17 protein-coding genes are annotated in these 16,514 nt (G+C 63.0%); 14 read left to right on the plus strand and 3 right to left on the minus strand.

Going from position 1 to position 16,514, the window contains the following annotated elements; translation table 11 throughout:
* Positions 1 to 18: 18 nt before the first annotated feature.
* Positions 19 to 540, plus strand: coding sequence for a methylamine dehydrogenase light chain (locus HX786_RS05590; RefSeq protein WP_003208877.1), 522 nt, complete (start codon positions 19 to 21; stop codon positions 538 to 540).
* 124 nt (positions 541 to 664) lie between these two features.
* The gene (locus HX786_RS05595) at positions 665 to 1,186 is read left to right on the plus strand and encodes a cytochrome C (RefSeq protein WP_087694284.1); all 522 of its coding nucleotides are present in this window, start codon (positions 665 to 667) and stop codon (positions 1,184 to 1,186) included.
* A 130-nt stretch (positions 1,187 to 1,316) separates the two neighbouring features.
* On the opposite strand, the gene feaR is transcribed toward HX786_RS05595, so the two are convergent.
* The 3 genes from feaR to paaY all read right to left on the minus strand — a co-directional run bounded on the left by feaR (position 1,317) and on the right by paaY (position 3,883).
* Positions 1,317 to 2,231, minus strand: coding sequence for a transcriptional regulator FeaR (gene feaR, locus HX786_RS05600; protein ID WP_008431054.1), 915 nt, complete (start codon positions 2,229 to 2,231; stop codon positions 1,317 to 1,319).
* A gap of 76 nt (positions 2,232 to 2,307) precedes the next feature.
* A complete protein-coding gene (paaX, locus tag HX786_RS05605) occupies positions 2,308 to 3,231 on the minus strand; it encodes a phenylacetic acid degradation operon negative regulatory protein PaaX (RefSeq protein ID WP_003208883.1) in 924 nt (307 codons plus the stop codon).
* A gap of 61 nt (positions 3,232 to 3,292) precedes the next feature.
* Entirely contained in the window at positions 3,293 to 3,883 is a 591-nt protein-coding gene (paaY, locus tag HX786_RS05610; RefSeq protein WP_178911811.1) for a phenylacetic acid degradation protein PaaY, read from the minus strand.
* Between the two features lie 361 nt (positions 3,884 to 4,244).
* Between paaY and paaG the strand changes: the two genes are divergently transcribed.
* The 12 genes from paaG to paaZ all read left to right on the plus strand — a co-directional run bounded on the left by paaG (position 4,245) and on the right by paaZ (position 16,417).
* A complete protein-coding gene (gene paaG, locus HX786_RS05615) occupies positions 4,245 to 5,036 on the plus strand; it encodes a 2-(1,2-epoxy-1,2-dihydrophenyl)acetyl-CoA isomerase PaaG (RefSeq protein WP_003208887.1) in 792 nt (263 codons plus the stop codon).
* Between the two features lie 14 nt (positions 5,037 to 5,050).
* Positions 5,051 to 5,500: a hydroxyphenylacetyl-CoA thioesterase PaaI gene (paaI, locus tag HX786_RS05620; RefSeq protein WP_008431049.1), complete on the plus strand. Its 450-nt coding sequence runs from the start codon at positions 5,051 to 5,053 to the stop codon at positions 5,498 to 5,500.
* The gene (pcaF, locus tag HX786_RS05625; RefSeq protein WP_063029023.1) at positions 5,493 to 6,704 is read left to right on the plus strand and encodes a 3-oxoadipyl-CoA thiolase; all 1,212 of its coding nucleotides are present in this window, start codon (positions 5,493 to 5,495) and stop codon (positions 6,702 to 6,704) included. Before paaI ends, pcaF begins: the two co-directional genes overlap by 8 nt.
* A 101-nt stretch (positions 6,705 to 6,805) precedes the next feature.
* Entirely contained in the window at positions 6,806 to 8,131 is a 1,326-nt protein-coding gene (gene paaK, locus HX786_RS05630; RefSeq protein ID WP_102368711.1) for a phenylacetate--CoA ligase PaaK, read from the plus strand.
* Between the two features lie 390 nt (positions 8,132 to 8,521).
* Entirely contained in the window at positions 8,522 to 9,511 is a 990-nt protein-coding gene (gene paaA, locus HX786_RS05635) for a 1,2-phenylacetyl-CoA epoxidase subunit PaaA (protein ID WP_003208897.1), read from the plus strand.
* A 27-nt stretch (positions 9,512 to 9,538) separates the two neighbouring features.
* On the plus strand, positions 9,539 to 9,820 hold the full coding sequence (paaB, locus tag HX786_RS05640) for a 1,2-phenylacetyl-CoA epoxidase subunit PaaB (RefSeq protein WP_003208899.1): 282 nt from the start codon (positions 9,539 to 9,541) through the stop codon (positions 9,818 to 9,820).
* An 8-nt stretch (positions 9,821 to 9,828) separates the two neighbouring features.
* On the plus strand, positions 9,829 to 10,590 hold the full coding sequence (paaC, locus tag HX786_RS05645; protein ID WP_003208901.1) for a 1,2-phenylacetyl-CoA epoxidase subunit PaaC: 762 nt from the start codon (positions 9,829 to 9,831) through the stop codon (positions 10,588 to 10,590).
* Positions 10,577 to 11,110 (plus strand): 1,2-phenylacetyl-CoA epoxidase subunit PaaD, encoded by a 534-nt coding sequence (gene paaD, locus HX786_RS05650; protein WP_102368708.1) that lies wholly within the window; start codon positions 10,577 to 10,579, stop codon positions 11,108 to 11,110. Before paaC ends, paaD begins: the two co-directional genes overlap by 14 nt.
* A 33-nt stretch (positions 11,111 to 11,143) precedes the next feature.
* Positions 11,144 to 12,220, plus strand: coding sequence for a 1,2-phenylacetyl-CoA epoxidase subunit PaaE (paaE, locus tag HX786_RS05655; RefSeq protein ID WP_003208905.1), 1,077 nt, complete (start codon positions 11,144 to 11,146; stop codon positions 12,218 to 12,220).
* A gap of 161 nt (positions 12,221 to 12,381) precedes the next feature.
* Positions 12,382 to 12,690, plus strand: coding sequence for a DUF485 domain-containing protein (locus tag HX786_RS05660; RefSeq protein ID WP_003208907.1), 309 nt, complete (start codon positions 12,382 to 12,384; stop codon positions 12,688 to 12,690).
* Positions 12,687 to 14,333 (plus strand): cation acetate symporter, encoded by a 1,647-nt coding sequence (locus tag HX786_RS05665; RefSeq protein ID WP_003208909.1) that lies wholly within the window; start codon positions 12,687 to 12,689, stop codon positions 14,331 to 14,333. The genes HX786_RS05660 and HX786_RS05665 overlap by 4 nt, the downstream gene beginning before the upstream one ends.
* Before the next feature lie 29 nt (positions 14,334 to 14,362).
* Positions 14,363 to 16,417, plus strand: coding sequence for a phenylacetic acid degradation bifunctional protein PaaZ (gene paaZ, locus HX786_RS05670; protein ID WP_003208911.1), 2,055 nt, complete (start codon positions 14,363 to 14,365; stop codon positions 16,415 to 16,417).
* Positions 16,418 to 16,514: the final 97 nt, after the last annotated feature.

Raw genomic sequence — 16,514 nt, forward strand, 5'->3', positions numbered from 1 at the left:
TAAGGCAGGGAGACTCTCATGAAATTGCTGGATCTGTTATTCGAGCGCTCGACCCGTCGCCTGGCCGACACCACGTCGCGACGCAAACTGTTGGCCCGTATGGGTTCGCTGATGGTCGCAGGCGCCGCGTTGCCCCTGCTGCTGCCCCTGGACCGCACCAGCAAGGCGCTGGCTGCCGATAACCCGAAAGCCGGTGACCCGGGCGACCCGAACAGTTGCGACTACTGGCGCTACTGCTCCATCGACGGTTTCCTGTGCAGTTGCTGTGGCGGCTCGGTGACCTCCTGCCCACCGGGCACCGAGGCGTCCCAGGTGACCTGGATCGGCACCTGCCGCAACCCGGCGGATGGCAAGGACTACATCATTTCCTATAACGACTGCTGCGGTAAGCAAAGCTGCGCCCAGTGCGCGTGCACGCGTAACGACAGCGAGGAACCGGCATACCGGCCGTTCAACAACAACGATGTGAACTGGTGCCTGGCGGCCAAATCCCACATCTACCACTGCACGGTCTCGATCATTCGCGGCGTCGCGGTTTAACTCACCCTTGTGGCGAGGGAGCTTGCTCCCGTTGGAGTGCGAAGCGCTCCCAAAGATCTTGGGGCCGCAGCACAGCCCAACGGGAGCAAGCGCCCTCGCCACAGGTCAGTGCAAGAGGCTTGTCATGCGTACGTTGTTTTTGCTGAGCTTGATGTGTGTCTTCGCCACCCCGCTCGCCCAGGCTCGGGCCATTCCCAATCCAAACCAGAAGCACGCACCGGGCAATGAGTCGCCGCAAACGCCGATCGCCCAGGCCGGGTACAGCGTGGCGACCAACTATCAGCTGCAGTGTGCCGGCTGCCATCTGGGCAGCGGCATGGGCTCGGCGGCCAACGACACACCGAGGATGACCGGGTTTGTCGGCAACTTTCTGAAGGTGCCAGGCGGGCGGGAGTTTTTGGTACGGGTGCCGGGGATGTCGCAGTCGGCGCTGAACGATGGGCAACTGGCGGATTTGCTGAACTGGCTGATGCGCCCGGACGGGATGGCGGGCAAGAGTACGCCGGTGGATTACAAGCCCTATAGCGCCGAGGAAGTCACCGAATTGCGGCACAAAGCGATGCTCAATCTGCCGGGCACAAGGGCGGGTTTGATCAAGGAAATGCGGGCGCAAGGGATTGCGATTGAAGATGGAATGCCCAACTGAACGAAACGCGATCCAAATGTGGGAGCGGGCTTGCTCGCGAATGCGGTGTGTCAGTCACCCAATGCATCAACTGAAACACCGCATTCGCGAGCAAGCCCGCTCCCACATTTTTGATCGGCGTATCCCCTGATCAGGCGTGTTGTTTGCGGTACTCACCCGGCGCAATGCCGAACCGTGACTTGAACGCCGTCGAAAAATAACTCGAATCCGAAAACCCCCACGAGTACCCCAGCACCGAAAGCTTTTCCTCCACCCTGGATTGGCGCAGGGATTCAGCACACAAATCCAGCCGTCGGTTCTTGATGTACCGCGCCACCACCAGGCCCTTGCGGGCAAAGATCCGGTACAGCCCGCGCACCGACATCCCCACCTCCCGCGCCAGCCACTCGGGGCACAGCTCTTCGGAGCGAATGTGCTGGTCAATACACTCCAGCGTCTTGCGGAACACTCGCTCATGGGCGTCGCTGCCCTCGCCCGCCTGGCTGATCGCCGGGCGCAGCAGGTTGATGATCGCCTCCAGCGTCGCCTCGCTTTCCTGCAAGGTCAGGTTGTCTTGCCGGGTGGCCTCCAGAATCAGCTGCCGGGACAGCATCGCCATCGGCGACGCCGCCTCGATCCGGTGCCCGCATTTGACCGGGTTGAAACGCAAGGTCTGCTCCACCAGGTACGACGGCAGGATCAACGACAACTGCCGCGAATTCTCGCTGTAGGTGAAGTCGCTGGGGTGCGCCGCATCGATCAGGGTAATGTCGCCGGCGCGCAACAGCGCCTTGCTGTCACCCTGGGCCATGCCGGCCGTGCCGTCGAGCTGGAACACGGCAAAGTACTTGCCGCCCTCGCCCGCCGCGATTTGGCTGGGGGTACGAAACAAGCGAGCCTGGCAGGCGTCGACAAAGCTGAGTTTCAGCGCGCCGCTCTGGTACTCGCGGATCTGCCCGGAAAAACCATCCCCCAGGATCTGCCCATCGAATGCGCCACAGATCTGATTGATCTGATGGATCCATTGGTCGAACCCATCACAGCGCTGTGCAATTGAAGACATCATGTTCAGGCCTCACGCAGGCTTATTTTTATTCTCTACGCCACATTACTCCACCCGTTCTCCTGAACAGCGTCGCTCCTTACTTCAGGCCTCCGAACCGCCGGTAAAAGCTTTCGCCAACGTCCGGCAACGGGCCGTCGGCAGTTTCCAGCGCGCTGTTCAGCCATTCCTCGGCTTTGGCGTAGATCAACCGGTAAATATTGCGGCACAACTGGCGGGCGGCGCGGCCTTCCCAATCGCCGGGGAGCAATTCATCGGGCAATTGCGGGTCGCGCAGCAGCAGTTTGCGGTACTCATGAATAAGCAGGACCCGTGCCAGGAAACAATCCGCAGGCTGTAGCTGTTCCTGCTCGCGAAGCGCTTGCCAGAGCGGTCGGAACAGTTGGATGAACTCGCTGTAATGGGCCGCCAGCTCCTCGATGTTCCAGCTCTCGCGCACCTGCACCCGAAGGGCCTTGGAGGCCAGTACATCCTGGGCGGTGGTTTCGAAGACGATGGTGTCTTCCTGGGCGCCGAGGTCGAGCAAGGTGGCGTTGACGTCGGCGCGGTCGCTGCGTGGGCAGGCCAGCACGGTCGGGGCAATCGCACCAAAACCTTGCCACTCCAGCTCTTCACGCACTTGTTTGCGCTTGTCCTGGGTCAACTGCGTGAGCATCACCAGGCACCATGAACCATCCCATGCCGGCACGCTGGAGCTGTAGACCCGCTTGAAGGCCTTGTCGAAACGCCGACGCCCGGCACCGGTCAGGCTGTAGTAGCTGCGGCGCCCGACTTTTTCGGCGGTCAGCCAGCCTTCCTTGGTCAGGCGAAAGATCGAGGTGCGGATCAGCCGTTCATTGATGCCGATGGGTTCGAGCAACTGGATCAGGCTGCCCAGCCACACCGTCCCGCCGTGGGGTTCGATGGCGTCCCCGTACAAGGTGATGATCAAGGAACTGGCGCGAATCGGCGTCTGCTCCTGGAAGCGGGTAATCAGTTGGTTCAGGGGTGTCAGTGACGACATGGGCGTACCGAGGCAAAAAGAGAAAATATACCGTTTTTAGCGGCGTCGGGATGCAGGCGATTCATCTGCCCTTGGGCCGCAGGCCGCTGTCGCTGATGCGTGGGCGATCAGCTTCCGGTGCGCTCAGGGGTGCGCATTCCTGCATCTGCTCCAGGCAACGCTGAGCCAGGTGCTGGTATTCACGGGTGCCGGTTTGTTTCCAGTGCACCTCTTCATCACTGAGGCTGCGCTTGACGCTGGCCGGCGCGCCCATCACCAACGACTGCTCAGGGCACTCGAAACCGGCTTTGACGAACGCCGCCGCCGAGACGAATGAGCGAGCGCCGATACGGGCGTTGTCCATCACCACCGCATTCATGCCCACCAGCGCATCGGTGCCGATCCGGCAACCGTGCAGCACGGCGCCGTGGCCGATATGGCCGTTGCGCTCGACCACCGTATCGCTGTCCGGGAAGCCGTGCATCACACAGGTGTCCTGCAGGTTGGCGCCTTCTTCGAGGACGATGCGCCCGAAGTCGCCGCGCAAACTCGCCAGCGGCCCTACATAGCAATGGGGGCCGATGATCACGTCGCCGATCAGTACCGCCGAGGGATGGACGTAGGCCGTGGGGTCGACCACCGGGGTCAGGCCGTCGAGGCTGTAGCAAGTCATGGGGATTCCTTTTATGGCGTATTCGCAAAGCGATGCCGATCTTGGCTTATTTTGTATCACATCATTTTTACAAGCACAAAGCTGAAAAAGCGTATCGCTTGAATCAGGTGTCGCCGTGGCTTGATACGGTGCCGCTGATAATCGACGTAAATCCAATAAAATAGGGGATTTATCAGGTATTTACCGACCAGCACAGCGAGCAGTTCATTTTCATCAAACTCAAAACAAGACACACCAAATCAATTTTATCATTGCATTTATGTATCACGTTAAAGCTATACTCCGGCAAAACCGGCTGACCACGCCGATCCAATAATGAGCCGGCTGACCGCCGAGCGTGCACCGTGAGGGCCTCACGACCATGAACTTCGAACACATCCTGTTTTCCATCGAGGCCGGCGTCGCCCTGCTCAGCCTCAATCGCCCCGACCAGCTCAACAGCTTCAACACGCAGATGCACGGCGAAGTCCAGCAGGCGTTGAAGCAAGTCCAGGAAAACCCCGACGTGCGCGTGCTGCTGCTGACCGGTGAAGGCCGCGGCTTTTGCGCCGGGCAAGACCTCAGCGATCGCAACGTGGCACCCGGCAGCGCGGTGCCGGACCTGGGCGAATCCATCGAGAAGTTCTACAACCCGCTGATCCGCCAACTGCGCGACCTGCCTTTGCCGGTGATCTGCGCGGTCAACGGCGTGGCGGCCGGTGCCGGCGCGAACATCCCGCTGGCCTGCGACCTGGTGCTGGCAGCACGCTCGGCGAACTTCATCCAAGCCTTCTGCAAGATCGGCCTGATCCCCGATTCCGGCGGCACCTGGACCCTGCCGCGCCTGGTGGGCATGGCCCGCGCCAAGGCGCTGGCCCTGCTGGGCAACCGCCTGAGCGCCGAGCAGGCCGAGCAATGGGGCCTGATCTACCGCTGCGTGGACGACGCCGAATTGCGCAACGAAGCCCTGACCCTGGCCCGCCACCTGGCCACGCAACCGACCTACGGCCTGGCGCTGATCAAGCGCAGCCTGAACGCCAGCCTGAGCAACAGCTTTGACCAACAGCTGGAGCTGGAGCGCGACCTGCAACGCCTGGCCGGGCGCAGCGAGGATTACCGCGAAGGCGTCGCCGCCTTCATGGAAAAACGCAGCCCAAGCTTCAAGGGCCGCTGAAAGGAGCGCACCACATGACCAACCATGAAGCCATGAACCTGGCCAACCAGTGCGCCCAGGCCATGTTCAGCCGCGATGCCGCCAGCCAGGGCATGGGCATGCGCCTGCTCTCGGTGGCGCCGGGTTGCGCACGACTGGGCATGAGCGTGCGCGCCGACATGATCCAGGGCCACGGCACCTGCCACGGCGGCTACCTGTTTGCGCTGGCGGACTCGGCATTCGCCCTGGCCTGCAACAGCTACAACGACGCCACCGTGGCGCTCGGCTGCAGCATCGACTACATCGCCCCGGCCCACCTGGGCGACACCTTGAGTGCCGATTGCCGCGAGCAAAGCCGCTCGGGTCGCACCGGCAACTACGACGTCCGTATCGAAAACCAACTGGGCCAGCTGATTGCGCTGTTCCATGGCAAATCCTACAAAGTGCGCGGCACGGTGCTGGCGCAGGAGAATCCGAATGAATGACGCCTTGATCATCGACGCAGTCCGTACCCCGATCGGCCGCTACGCCGGCGCCTTGAGCAGCGTGCGCGCCGACGACCTCGGAGCGGTGCCGCTGCGCGAACTGCTGCGCCGCCACCCGCAAGTGGACTGGAGCAGCGTCGACGATGTGATCTACGGCTGCGCCAACCAGGCCGGCGAAGACAACCGCAACGTGGCGCGCATGTCGGCGCTGCTGGCCGGGCTGCCGGTGAGCGTGCCGGGCACCACCCTCAACCGTTTGTGCGGCTCGGGGCTGGACGCCATCGGCAGCGCAGCCCGGGCGATTCGCTGTGGCGAGGCCGGCTTGATGCTGGTGGGCGGCGTGGAATCGATGTCCCGGGCACCGCTGGTAATGGGCAAGGCCGAACAGGCGTTTTCCCGCGATGCGCAGCTATACGACACCACCATTGGCTGGCGCTTCGTCAACCCGCTGATGAAAAAGGCCTACGGGATCGACTCGATGCCGGAGACCGCTGAAAACGTCGCCGAGCAGTTCAATATCTCCCGCGCCGACCAGGACGCGTTTGCCCTGCGCAGCCAGCAACGTGCAGCCGCCGCCCAGGCCAGCGGGCGCCTGGCCAGGGAAATCGTCGCGGTGGAAATCCCCCAGCGCAAAGGCCCGGCCAAGGTGGTGGAACACGACGAACACCCCCGCGGCGACACCACCCTTGAACAACTGCAGAAACTCGGCACGCCATTCCGCGAGGGTGGCAGCATCACTGCCGGCAATGCATCCGGGGTCAACGACGGCGCCTGCGCCCTGCTGCTGGCCAGCGCGGAAGTTGCCAAGCGTCACGGCCTGGTCGCCCGCGGCCGGGTGGTGGCGATGGCCACCGCCGGCGTGGAACCGCGCATCATGGGCATCGGCCCGGTGCCGGCGACCCGCAAGGTGCTGGAACTGGCCAACCTGAGCCTGGCGGACATGGACGTGATCGAGCTCAACGAAGCCTTCGCCGCCCAGGGCCTGGCGGTGCTGCGCGAGCTGGGCCTGGGGGACAACGACCCACGGGTGAACCCCAACGGCGGCGCCATCGCCCTCGGCCATCCACTGGGGATGAGCGGCGCACGGCTGGTAACTACCGCCCTGCATGAATTGGAGGAACGTGGCGGCCGCTACGCCCTGTGCACCATGTGCATCGGCGTGGGCCAGGGCATCGCGCTGATCATCGAGCGCCTGTCCGACTAAAGATTCGCGATTCCCGGGGAGCCTAGCGGTATCCTTGGGGCATGCACTCAAAGCCCGCGGTGTGCGGTGGGCTGATACACAAAAATAATTCGAGTGAACTCATGAACATGCCTATTCCAAACGCCGTGCTTAACCCTGTGCTGGACCCGCTGGAAACCGCCAGCGTCGACGAACTGCGCGCCCATCAACTGGAGCGCCTGCGCTGGAGCCTGCGCCACGCCTACCAGAATGTGCCGCTGTACCGTCAGCGCTTCGACGCGCTGGGGGTGCACCCGGATGACATCAAGTCCCTGGACGACCTGGCCAGGTTCCCGTTCACCACCAAGGGCGACCTGCGGGACAGTTACCCCTACGGCATGTTTGCCGTGCCGATGAACGAGGTGGTGCGCCTGCATGCGTCCAGCGGCACCACCGGCAAGCCGACGGTAGTGGGTTACACCCAGAACGACATCGACACCTGGGCCAATGTGGTAGCCCGCTCGATCCGCGCGGCCGGTGGGCGGCGTGGCGACAAGGTGCATATTTCCTATGGCTACGGGCTGTTCACCGGCGGCCTTGGTGCCCACTACGGCGCGGAACGCCTGGGTTGTACGGTGATTCCGATGTCCGGCGGGCAGACGGAAAAACAGGTGCAACTGATCAAGGATTTCCAGCCGGACATCATCATGGTCACGCCCTCGTACATGCTGAACATTGCCGATGAAATCGAGCGCCAGGGCATCGATCCACAGAAGCTGGCGTTGCGACTGGGGATCTTTGGGGCCGAGCCGTGGACTGCCGAGCTGCGCAGTGCAATCGAGGCGCGACTGGGGATTACGGCGCTGGATATTTATGGGCTGTCGGAAATCATGGGGCCCGGGGTGGCCATGGAGTGTGCGGAAACCAAGGATGGCCCGACCATTTGGGAGGATCACTTCTACCCGGAGATCATCGACCCGGTGACGGGTGAGGTGCTGCCGGACGGGCAGATGGGAGAACTGGTGTTTACCTCCTTGAGCAAGGAGGCGCTGCCGATGATTCGCTACCGCACCCGGGATTTGACGCGGTTGCTGCCGGGGACTGCGCGGCCGATGCGGCGGATCGACAAGATCACCGGGCGCAGTGATGACATGCTGATCATTCGCGGGGTTAATGTGTTTCCCACGCAGATCGAGGAGCAGGTGCTTAAAATAAAACAGCTTTCAGAGTGTTATGAGATACATCTGTATCGTAATGGCAACCTGGACAGTGTGGATGTGCATGTGGAGCTGAAGGCTGAGCATCAGCACCTCAATGATGAACAACAGAAAGCCGTTTCCAGCGAACTGAGCAGGCACATCAAGACGTATATCGGGATCAGCTCGCGCATCGTTTTGCAGCCGCTGCATTCGATCAAGCGGTCTGAGGGCAAGGCTTGCCATGTGATGGATCGTCGCCCTAAGGCATGACTGCTGCACCTTTTTGGCCCCGCATTTGCGGGGCTTTTTTTTGCTCGTTTTTTGGGGCGGGGGTAGAGCACCAGCAAAATCAAAGGCGCACACGGTTCAAATGNNTCGTTAACGATGACGCGGGCATCCTGATTCAACGCGGCGCACTCAGGTTCTTCGCGAGCAAGCCCGCTCCCACATAAAGCGGCCCTGTTTTTTGCCTACTGGCCCTGCTTACCACGATGACCGGGAACCCTATGCCGCCGTTACCGTAGCGACAGATATCTGCTCCCTTCCCGCAAAGCGATACAAAATCGAATAACGACACCATATTTTGTGTTTGATATTAATTTCCGTATCGCTTATAAAGTCCTCCATGCCTACGACAAAACACAAGGCGGGAGACCCCCCATGTACGCACAGCTTGTAGAAACCGGAGTAAAGCGCATCAAGGACCTCTCCGAGATGTCCGACCAGGAACGCGCCTTCCAGGAAAAAATCGACGCCGAAATCAAGATCGAAGCCAAGAACTGGATGCCCGACGCCTACCGTCAAACCCTGATCCGCCAGATCTCCCAACACGCCCACTCGGAAATCGTCGGCATGCTGCCCGAGGGCAACTGGGTCACCCGCGCCCCCACCCTCAAACGCAAGCTGCAACTGATGGCCAAGATCCAGGACGAAGCCGGCCACGGCCTGTACCTCTACAGCGCCATGGAAACCCTGGGCGCCGACCGCGACGAAGAAATCGCCAAGCTCCACAGCGGCAAGGCCAAGTACTCCAGCATCTTCAACTACCCCACCCTGAACTGGGCCGACATGGGCGCAGTAGGCTGGCTGGTAGACGGCGCCGCCATCGTCAACCAGGTGGTACTGCAGCGCACCTCCTACGGCCCCTACTCCCGGGCCATGGTGCGCATCTGCAAGGAAGAAAGCTTTCACCAGCGCCAGGGCTACGAACTGCTGCTGACCATGATGCGCCAGGGCACCCAGGCGCAAAAAGACATGGTCCAGGACGCAATCAACCGCCTCTGGTGGCCATCGCTGATGATGTTCGGCCCCAGCGACGAACACTCCCCCAACAGCGCCCAGTCCATGGCCTGGAAAATCAAGCGCCAGAGCAACGACGAACTGCGCCAGCGCTTCATCGACCAGACCATCCCGCAGCTGGAGCTGCTGGGCTGCACCTGCCCCGACCCGGACCTGAAGTGGAACGCCGAACGCGGCCATTACGATTTCGGCGAGATCCAGTGGAGCGAGTTCTACGAAGTGCTCAAGGGCAACGGCCCGTGCAACCAGGAACGCGTCGCCACCCGCCGCAAGGCGATTGAAGACGGTGCCTGGGTACGCGAAGCCGCCGTCGCCCACGCCCGTAAAAAACAGAACAAGAACGCCGCCTGATCGGCCACCTGATGTGGAGTCACCGTTATGTCTGAATGGACCCTGTTTGAAGTCTTCGTGCGCAGCAAGCACGGCCTGAATCACAAGCATGTGGGCAGCGTGCATGCCGCCGACACCACCATGGCCATCGAGAATGCCCGGGAGCTGTACACCCGCCGCAGTGAAGGCGTGAGCCTGTGGGTAGTGCCTTCCGCGCTGATCACCGCCTCGTCGCCGGACGAGAAAGACCCGCTGTTCGACCCGGCCGATGACAAGGTCTACCGCCACGCCAGCTTCTACGAGTTGCCGGCCGAAGTCGGGCATATGTGAGGTCGACCATGAACCCTGAAACCGATCTGATCGAATACCTGCTGCGCCTCGGCGACAGCGCCCTGATCCAGGGCCAGCGCCTGTGCCAGTGGTGCGGCCATGCGCCGGCGCTGGAAGAAGAACTGGCGCTGATGAACGTCGGCCTCGACCTGGTAGGCCAGGCGCGCAACTGGCTGGAATACGCCGCCGAGCTGCTGGACGACGGGCGCGACGCCGATCACCTGGCCTTCCGCCGGGATGAGCGGGCCTATCGCAACCTGCTGCTGGTGGAACAACCCAACGGCGACTACGCGGTGACCATCCTCAAGCAATTCCTGTATGACGCCTGGCACTTGCCGGTGTTGAGCGGCCTGGCCCAATCCAGCGACGAACGCATCGCCGGCATCGCGGCCAAGGCGGTGAAGGAAGTCACCTATCACTTGCGCCGCTCCGGCGAGTGGGTGGAGCGCCTCGGGGACGGCACCGAGGAAAGCCATAAACGCATGCTCGCGGCGATCCCCGAGCTGTGGCGGTTCACCGTGGAACTGACCGGCGCCGACGACAGTGAACAGCGCCTGCACGCCGCCGGCATTACGCCGGACGCCGCTCAGGTTGCCGCAGCGTGGCAGACCCAGGTCAGCGAAATCTTTACCAGCGCCACCCTGCCCCTGCCGCCTGCTGCGAGCTATTTCTACCTGGATGCACGCCGCGGTTTGCACAGCGAGCACCTGGGAATTTTGTTGGCGGAAATGCAGTTTTTGCCCCGAGCGTACCCCGATGCAACCTGGTGAACTGATCGCCAGCGACCAGGGCGCACGCCCGGCGCAACCCACCGACCTGGCTGCCGCGTGGGCCACCCTGGCGCAGGTCATGGACCCGGAAGTGCCGGTGGTGAGCGTGGTCGACCTGGGCATAGTGCGCGACCTGGACTGGCAGGCCGGCCACTTGCATGTGGTGGTCACGCCGACCTACTCCGGCTGCCCCGCCACCGAAGTGATCGAGGGCGACATCCGCGATGCATTGGAGCTGGCAGGTTTCCGCGCGCCGCAACTGGAACGCAAGCTGACCCCGGCCTGGACCACCGACTGGATCACCAGCAGCGGCCGCGAACGCCTGCGGGCCTACGGCATCGCACCGCCCCAAGGCAGTAGCAGCAAACGCAGCCTGCTGGGAGAAAGCCCGGTGATTGCCTGCCCGCAATGCGGCAGCACCCACACCGAAGTGCTCAGCGAATTCGGCTCCACCGCCTGCAAGGCGCTGTACCGCTGCCGCGATTGCCTGGAACCGTTCGACTATTTCAAGTGCATCTGAGGGGCCAGCGGCCCGCTTGGTTGGAGAACAACAATGAGCAAATTTCACAGCCTGACCATCAAGGATGTGCGCAACGAGACCCGTGACGCGGTGTCCATCGCCTTCGAGATTCCGCAGCACCTGCAAGACAGCTTCCACTTCACCCAGGGCCAGCACCTGGTGATGCGCACCCAGCTGGATGGCGAGGAAGTGCGCCGTTCCTATTCGATCTGCACCGGGGTCAATGACGGTGAACTGCGCATCGCCATCAAGCGCGTGGCCGGTGGACGGTTCTCCGCCTTTGCCAATGAGCAGCTCAAGGCCGGGCACAGCCTGGAAGTGATGCCGCCCGCCGGGCATTTTCATGTGGACCTTGATCCGGCTCGCCACGGCCATTACCTGGCAGTGGCGGCCGGCAGCGGTATCACGCCGATCCTGTCGATCATCAAGACCACCCTGCAAACCGAGCCCCACAGCCGCGTGACGCTGCTGTACGGCAACCGTTCCAGCTCCGGCGCGCTGTTTCGCGAACAGCTCGAAGACCTGAAGAACCGCTACCTGCAGCGCCTGAACCTGATCTTCGTGTTCAGCCGCGAGCAGCAGGATGTCGACCTCTACAACGGCCGCATCAATGCCGAGAAGTGCGAGCAACTGTTCTCCCGCTGGCTCGACGTAAAAGCCCTCGACGCGGCCTTTATCTGCGGTCCGCAGGAGATGACCGAGACCGTGCGCGACAGCCTCAAGGCCAAGGGCATGGCGCCGGAGCGCATCCATTTCGAACTGTTCGCCGCCGCCGGCAGCCAGCACAAGCGCGAGGCCCGCGAAGCGGCGCGGCAAGTGGATGCGGCGGTCAGCCAGATCACGGTGATCAGCGATGGCCGCGCCCTCGCCTTCGACCTGCCCCGCAACACTCAGAGCATCCTCGACGCGGGCAATGCCCAGGGCGCCGAGCTGCCGTATTCGTGCAAGGCCGGCGTGTGCTCCACCTGCAAATGCAAAGTCATCGAAGGCGAAGTGGAGATGGACAGCAACCACGCCCTCGAAGACTACGAAGTGGCCGCCGGCTATGTGCTGTCGTGCCAGGCATTCCCGGTCAGCGACAAGGTGGTACTGGATTTCGATCAGCTTTAAGGACACACCGCTCCCCTGTAGGAGCGAGCTTGCTCGCGAAGATCGTTAACGATGACGCGGGTAGCCTGAATCAACGCGGCGCCCTCAGGTTTTTCGCGAGCAAGCTCGCTCCTACAGGACGCAGGTTTAACCACAACAACAATAAAAAGGAGCACACCACCATGACCCCCGACGATATCGAGCGCATCCGTCGACATCCCGATTTCATCCAGTTGGTACGCCGCAAACAGAACCTGTACTGGTCGCTGTCGCTGATCATGCTGGTGATCTATTTCGGGTTTGTGCTGTTGGTGGCGTTCTCCCCGGCTACCCTCGGGCAGTCGTTGAGCGGCGGCGTGACCACCGTGGGCATGCTGGTGGGTGTGGTGATTGTGCTGCTGGCGTTCGCGCTGACCGGCTTTTATGTGTACCGCGCCAACCACGTGATCGACCCGCTGAACGACAAGCTCAAGCAGGAGTGCACAGCATGAGCCGGCTGGTAGCGTGGTTTCTCCTGCCGCTGGCATTGGCCACGGACCTTGCAGTCGCCGCCGACGGCGCATCCCGGCCACTGAACTGGAACGCCATCGGCATGTTCCTGGTGTTCGTGCTGTTCACCCTCGGCGTGACTCGCTGGGCCGCCCTGCGCACCCGTTCTGCCAGCGACTTCTACACCGCCGGCGGCGGCATGAGCGGCTTCCAGAATGGCCTGGCGATTGCCGGCGACATGATCTCGGCGGCGTCATTCCTCGGCATCTCGGCGATGATGTTCCTCAACGGTTATGACGGCCTGCTCTACGCCCTGGGCGTGTTGGCCGGCTGGCCGATCATCCTGTTCCTGATCGCCGAGCGCCTGCGCAACCTGGGCAAGTACACGTTTGCCGATGTGGTGTCCTACCGCCTGGAGCAGACCCCGGTGCGCCTGACCTCGGCCTTCGGCACCCTGACCGTGGCGCTGATGTACCTGGTGGCGCAGATGGTGGGCGCCGGCAAGCTGATCGAGCTGCTGTTCGGCATCGACTACCTGTACGCGGTGATGCTGGTGGGCGTGCTGATGGTGTTCTACGTGACCTTCGGCGGCATGCTCGCCACCACCTGGGTGCAGATCATCAAGGCGGTGATGTTGCTGTTCGGCACCACCTTCATGGCATTCATGGTGCTCAAGCACTTTGGTTTCAGCACCGAGGCGATGTTCGCCGGGGCCACCGCCGTGCACGCCAAGGGCAGCGCGATCATGGCGCCGGGCGGCTTGCTGTCGAACCCGATCGATGCGATTTCCCTGGGGCTGGGCATGATGTTCGGCACCGCCGGGTTGCCGCATATCCTGATGCGCTTCTTTACCGTCAGCGACGCCAAGGAAGCGCGCAAGAGCGTGTTCTACGCCACCGGTTTCATTGGCTACTTCTACCTGCTGCTGATCATCGTCGGCTTCGGCGCCATCGTCATGGTGGGTACTGACCCAAGCTTCCGGGATGCCAACGGCGCGATCATCGGCGGCGGCAACATGATCGCCGTGCACCTGGCACAGGCCGTGGGCGGCAACCTGTTCCTCGGGTTCATTTCGGCGGTGGCCTTCGCGACCATCCTGGCCGTGGTCGCCGGGCTGGCGTTGTCCGGCGCGTCGGCGGTGTCCCACGACCTGTATGCCTGCGTGATCCGCAAGGGCCAGGCCAGCGAGCAGCAGGAAATCCGCGTGTCGCGCATCGCCACGCTGTGCATCGGCGTGCTGGCGATCATCCTCGGCCTGCTGTTTGAGTCGCAGAACATTGCGTTCCTGTCCGGCCTGGTACTGGCAATCGCCGCCTCGGTGAATTTCCCGGTGCTGTTCCTCTCGATGTACTGGAAGGGCCTGACCACCCGTGGCGCGGTGACCGGCAGCCTGGCGGGACTGGTCTCGGCCATCGTGCTGCTGGTGCTGAGCCCGGCGGTGTGGGTCAACGTACTGCATTACGACAAGGCGCTGTTCCCCTATTCCAACCCTGCCCTGTTTTCCATGAGCCTGGCGTTTTTCAGCGCCTGGGTCTTTTCCGTCACCGACCGCTCGCCCCGCGCTGCCGTTGAACGCGGGCGTTACCTGGCGCAGTTCATTCGCTCCATGACCGGCATTGGTGCCGCAGGCGCCAGCAAACACTAACTCTCATTTTCCAACCCGGAGGAATCGTGATGTCTCACGCCCCTACCCTGCAAAGTTTTATCGCTGGCCGCTGGATCGGCCAACACGGCGCCCAGGTGCTGCGCAGCGCCATTGACGGCCACGAGCTGGCACGCACTCACGAGGAGCGCCCGGACTTCGCCGAAGCCATCGAACACGGGCGCCGCCAGGGTGTCAGCGGGCTGATGGCCCTGGATTTCCAGCAACGGGCCCAGCGCCTCAAGGCCATCGCGCTGTACCTGAGCGAGCGCAAGGAACAGCTCTACGCCCTTTCCCACCACAGCGGCGCGACCCGTGCCGACAGCTGGATCGATATCGAAGGCGGCAACAGCACGCTGTTCACCTACGCCAGCCTGGGCTCGCGGGAATTGCCGTCGGGCAATATCGTCCACGAAGGCCCGGCGATGCAGCTGAGCAAGCTCGGCAGCTTTGCCGGCACCCATATCCTGGTGCCTCGTGGCGGCCTGGTGGTGCACATCAACGCGTTCAACTTCCCGATCTGGGGCATGCTGGAAAAATTCGCCCCGAGTTTCCTGGCGGGCATGCCATGCATCGTCAAGCCGGCCAGCGCCACCAGCTACCTGACCGAAGCCGTGGTGCGCCTGATGGACGAATCCGGCCTGCTGCCACCCGGCAGCCTGCAACTGGTGATCGGCAGCACCGGCGACCTGCTCGACCGCCTGCAAGGCCAGGACGTGGTGACCTTCACCGGCTCCGCCGACACCGCCGCCAAGCTGCGGGTCAACCCGAACCTGATCCGCAACTCGGTGCCGTTCAACGCCGAGGCCGACTCGCTGAACTGCGCGATCCTCGCCCCGGACGTAAGCCCGGACGACGAAGAGTTCGAGCTGTTCATCAAGGAAGTCGCCCGGGAAATGACCACCAAGGCCGGGCAGAAATGCACCGCCATTCGCCGCGCCATCGTGCCGGCCAAACATATCGACGCCGTCGCCACCCGCCTGCGGGACCGCCTGAAAAAAGTCGTGGTGGGCGACCCGTCGGTGGAAGGCGTGCGCATGGGCGCACTGGCCTCCCACGACCAGCAGAAAGACGTGGCCGAACGCCTGGAAAGCCTGCTGCAGAGCAGCGACATGCTGTTCGGCGCCCGCGACGGCTTCGAACCCCGCGGTGAAAACGTCAGCCAGGGCGCATTCTTCGCCCCGACCCTGCTGCAAGCCCGCGACCCGCATGCGGAAGGCGGCGCCCACGACATCGAGGCCTTCGGCCCGGTCAGCACGCTGATGGCCTACGACGACCTCGACGAAGCCCTGGCCCTGGCCGCACGCGGCAAAGGCAGCCTCGTCGCGAGCCTGATCACCAAAGACCCGCAGATCGCTGCCAAAGCCATCCCGGTGGCTGCCGCGTGGCACGGCCGCCTGCTGGTGCTCGACCGCGAATCCGCCGCCGAATCCACCGGCCACGGCTCGCCCCTGCCGCAACTCAAGCACGGCGGGCCGGGCCGCGCCGGTGGCGGCGAAGAACTCGGCGGCTTGCGCGCCGTGAAACACTACCTGCAACGCGCAGCAGTACAGGGCTCACCGACCATGCTGGCGGCGGTCACCGGCGAGTACGTACGCGGCGCCAAGGTCATCGAGACCGAAGTGCACCCGTTCCGCCGCTTCTTCCAGGACCTGCAGATTGGCGAATCGCTGCTGACCCACCGCCGCACCGTCACCGAGGCCGACCTGGTGAACTTCGGCTGCCTGTCGGGCGATCACTTCTACATGCACTTCGATGACATCGCCGCCAAGGAATCGCAATTCGGCAAACGCATTGCCCATGGTTACTTTGTGCTGTCGGCGGCGGCCGGGCTGTTTGTGTCCCCGGCACCGGGGCCGGTGCTGGCGAACTACGGGCTGGACACCCTGCGGTTTATCAACCCGGTGGGCATTGGCGACACCATCCAGGCGCGTCTGACCTGCAAGCGCAAGATCGACCAGGGCAAGAAGAGCCCCCAGGGCATTCCGCAAGGCGTGGTGGCGTGGGATGTGGAGGTGACCAACCAGTTGGGTGAGCTGGTGGCCAGTTATGACATCTTGACGTTGGTGGTCAAACGCGAGGAGTGAGTGCTGAGACCAATGTGGGAGCTGTCGAGCCCCGGCGAGGCTGCGATGGGATCACCGCGCCGTACCTGCCAGACTGCGGCGCCTGCATCGCAGCCTC

Source organism: Pseudomonas sp. 21615526, assembly GCF_013386245.1.
Classification (GTDB): Bacteria; Pseudomonadota; Gammaproteobacteria; order Pseudomonadales; family Pseudomonadaceae; genus Aquipseudomonas.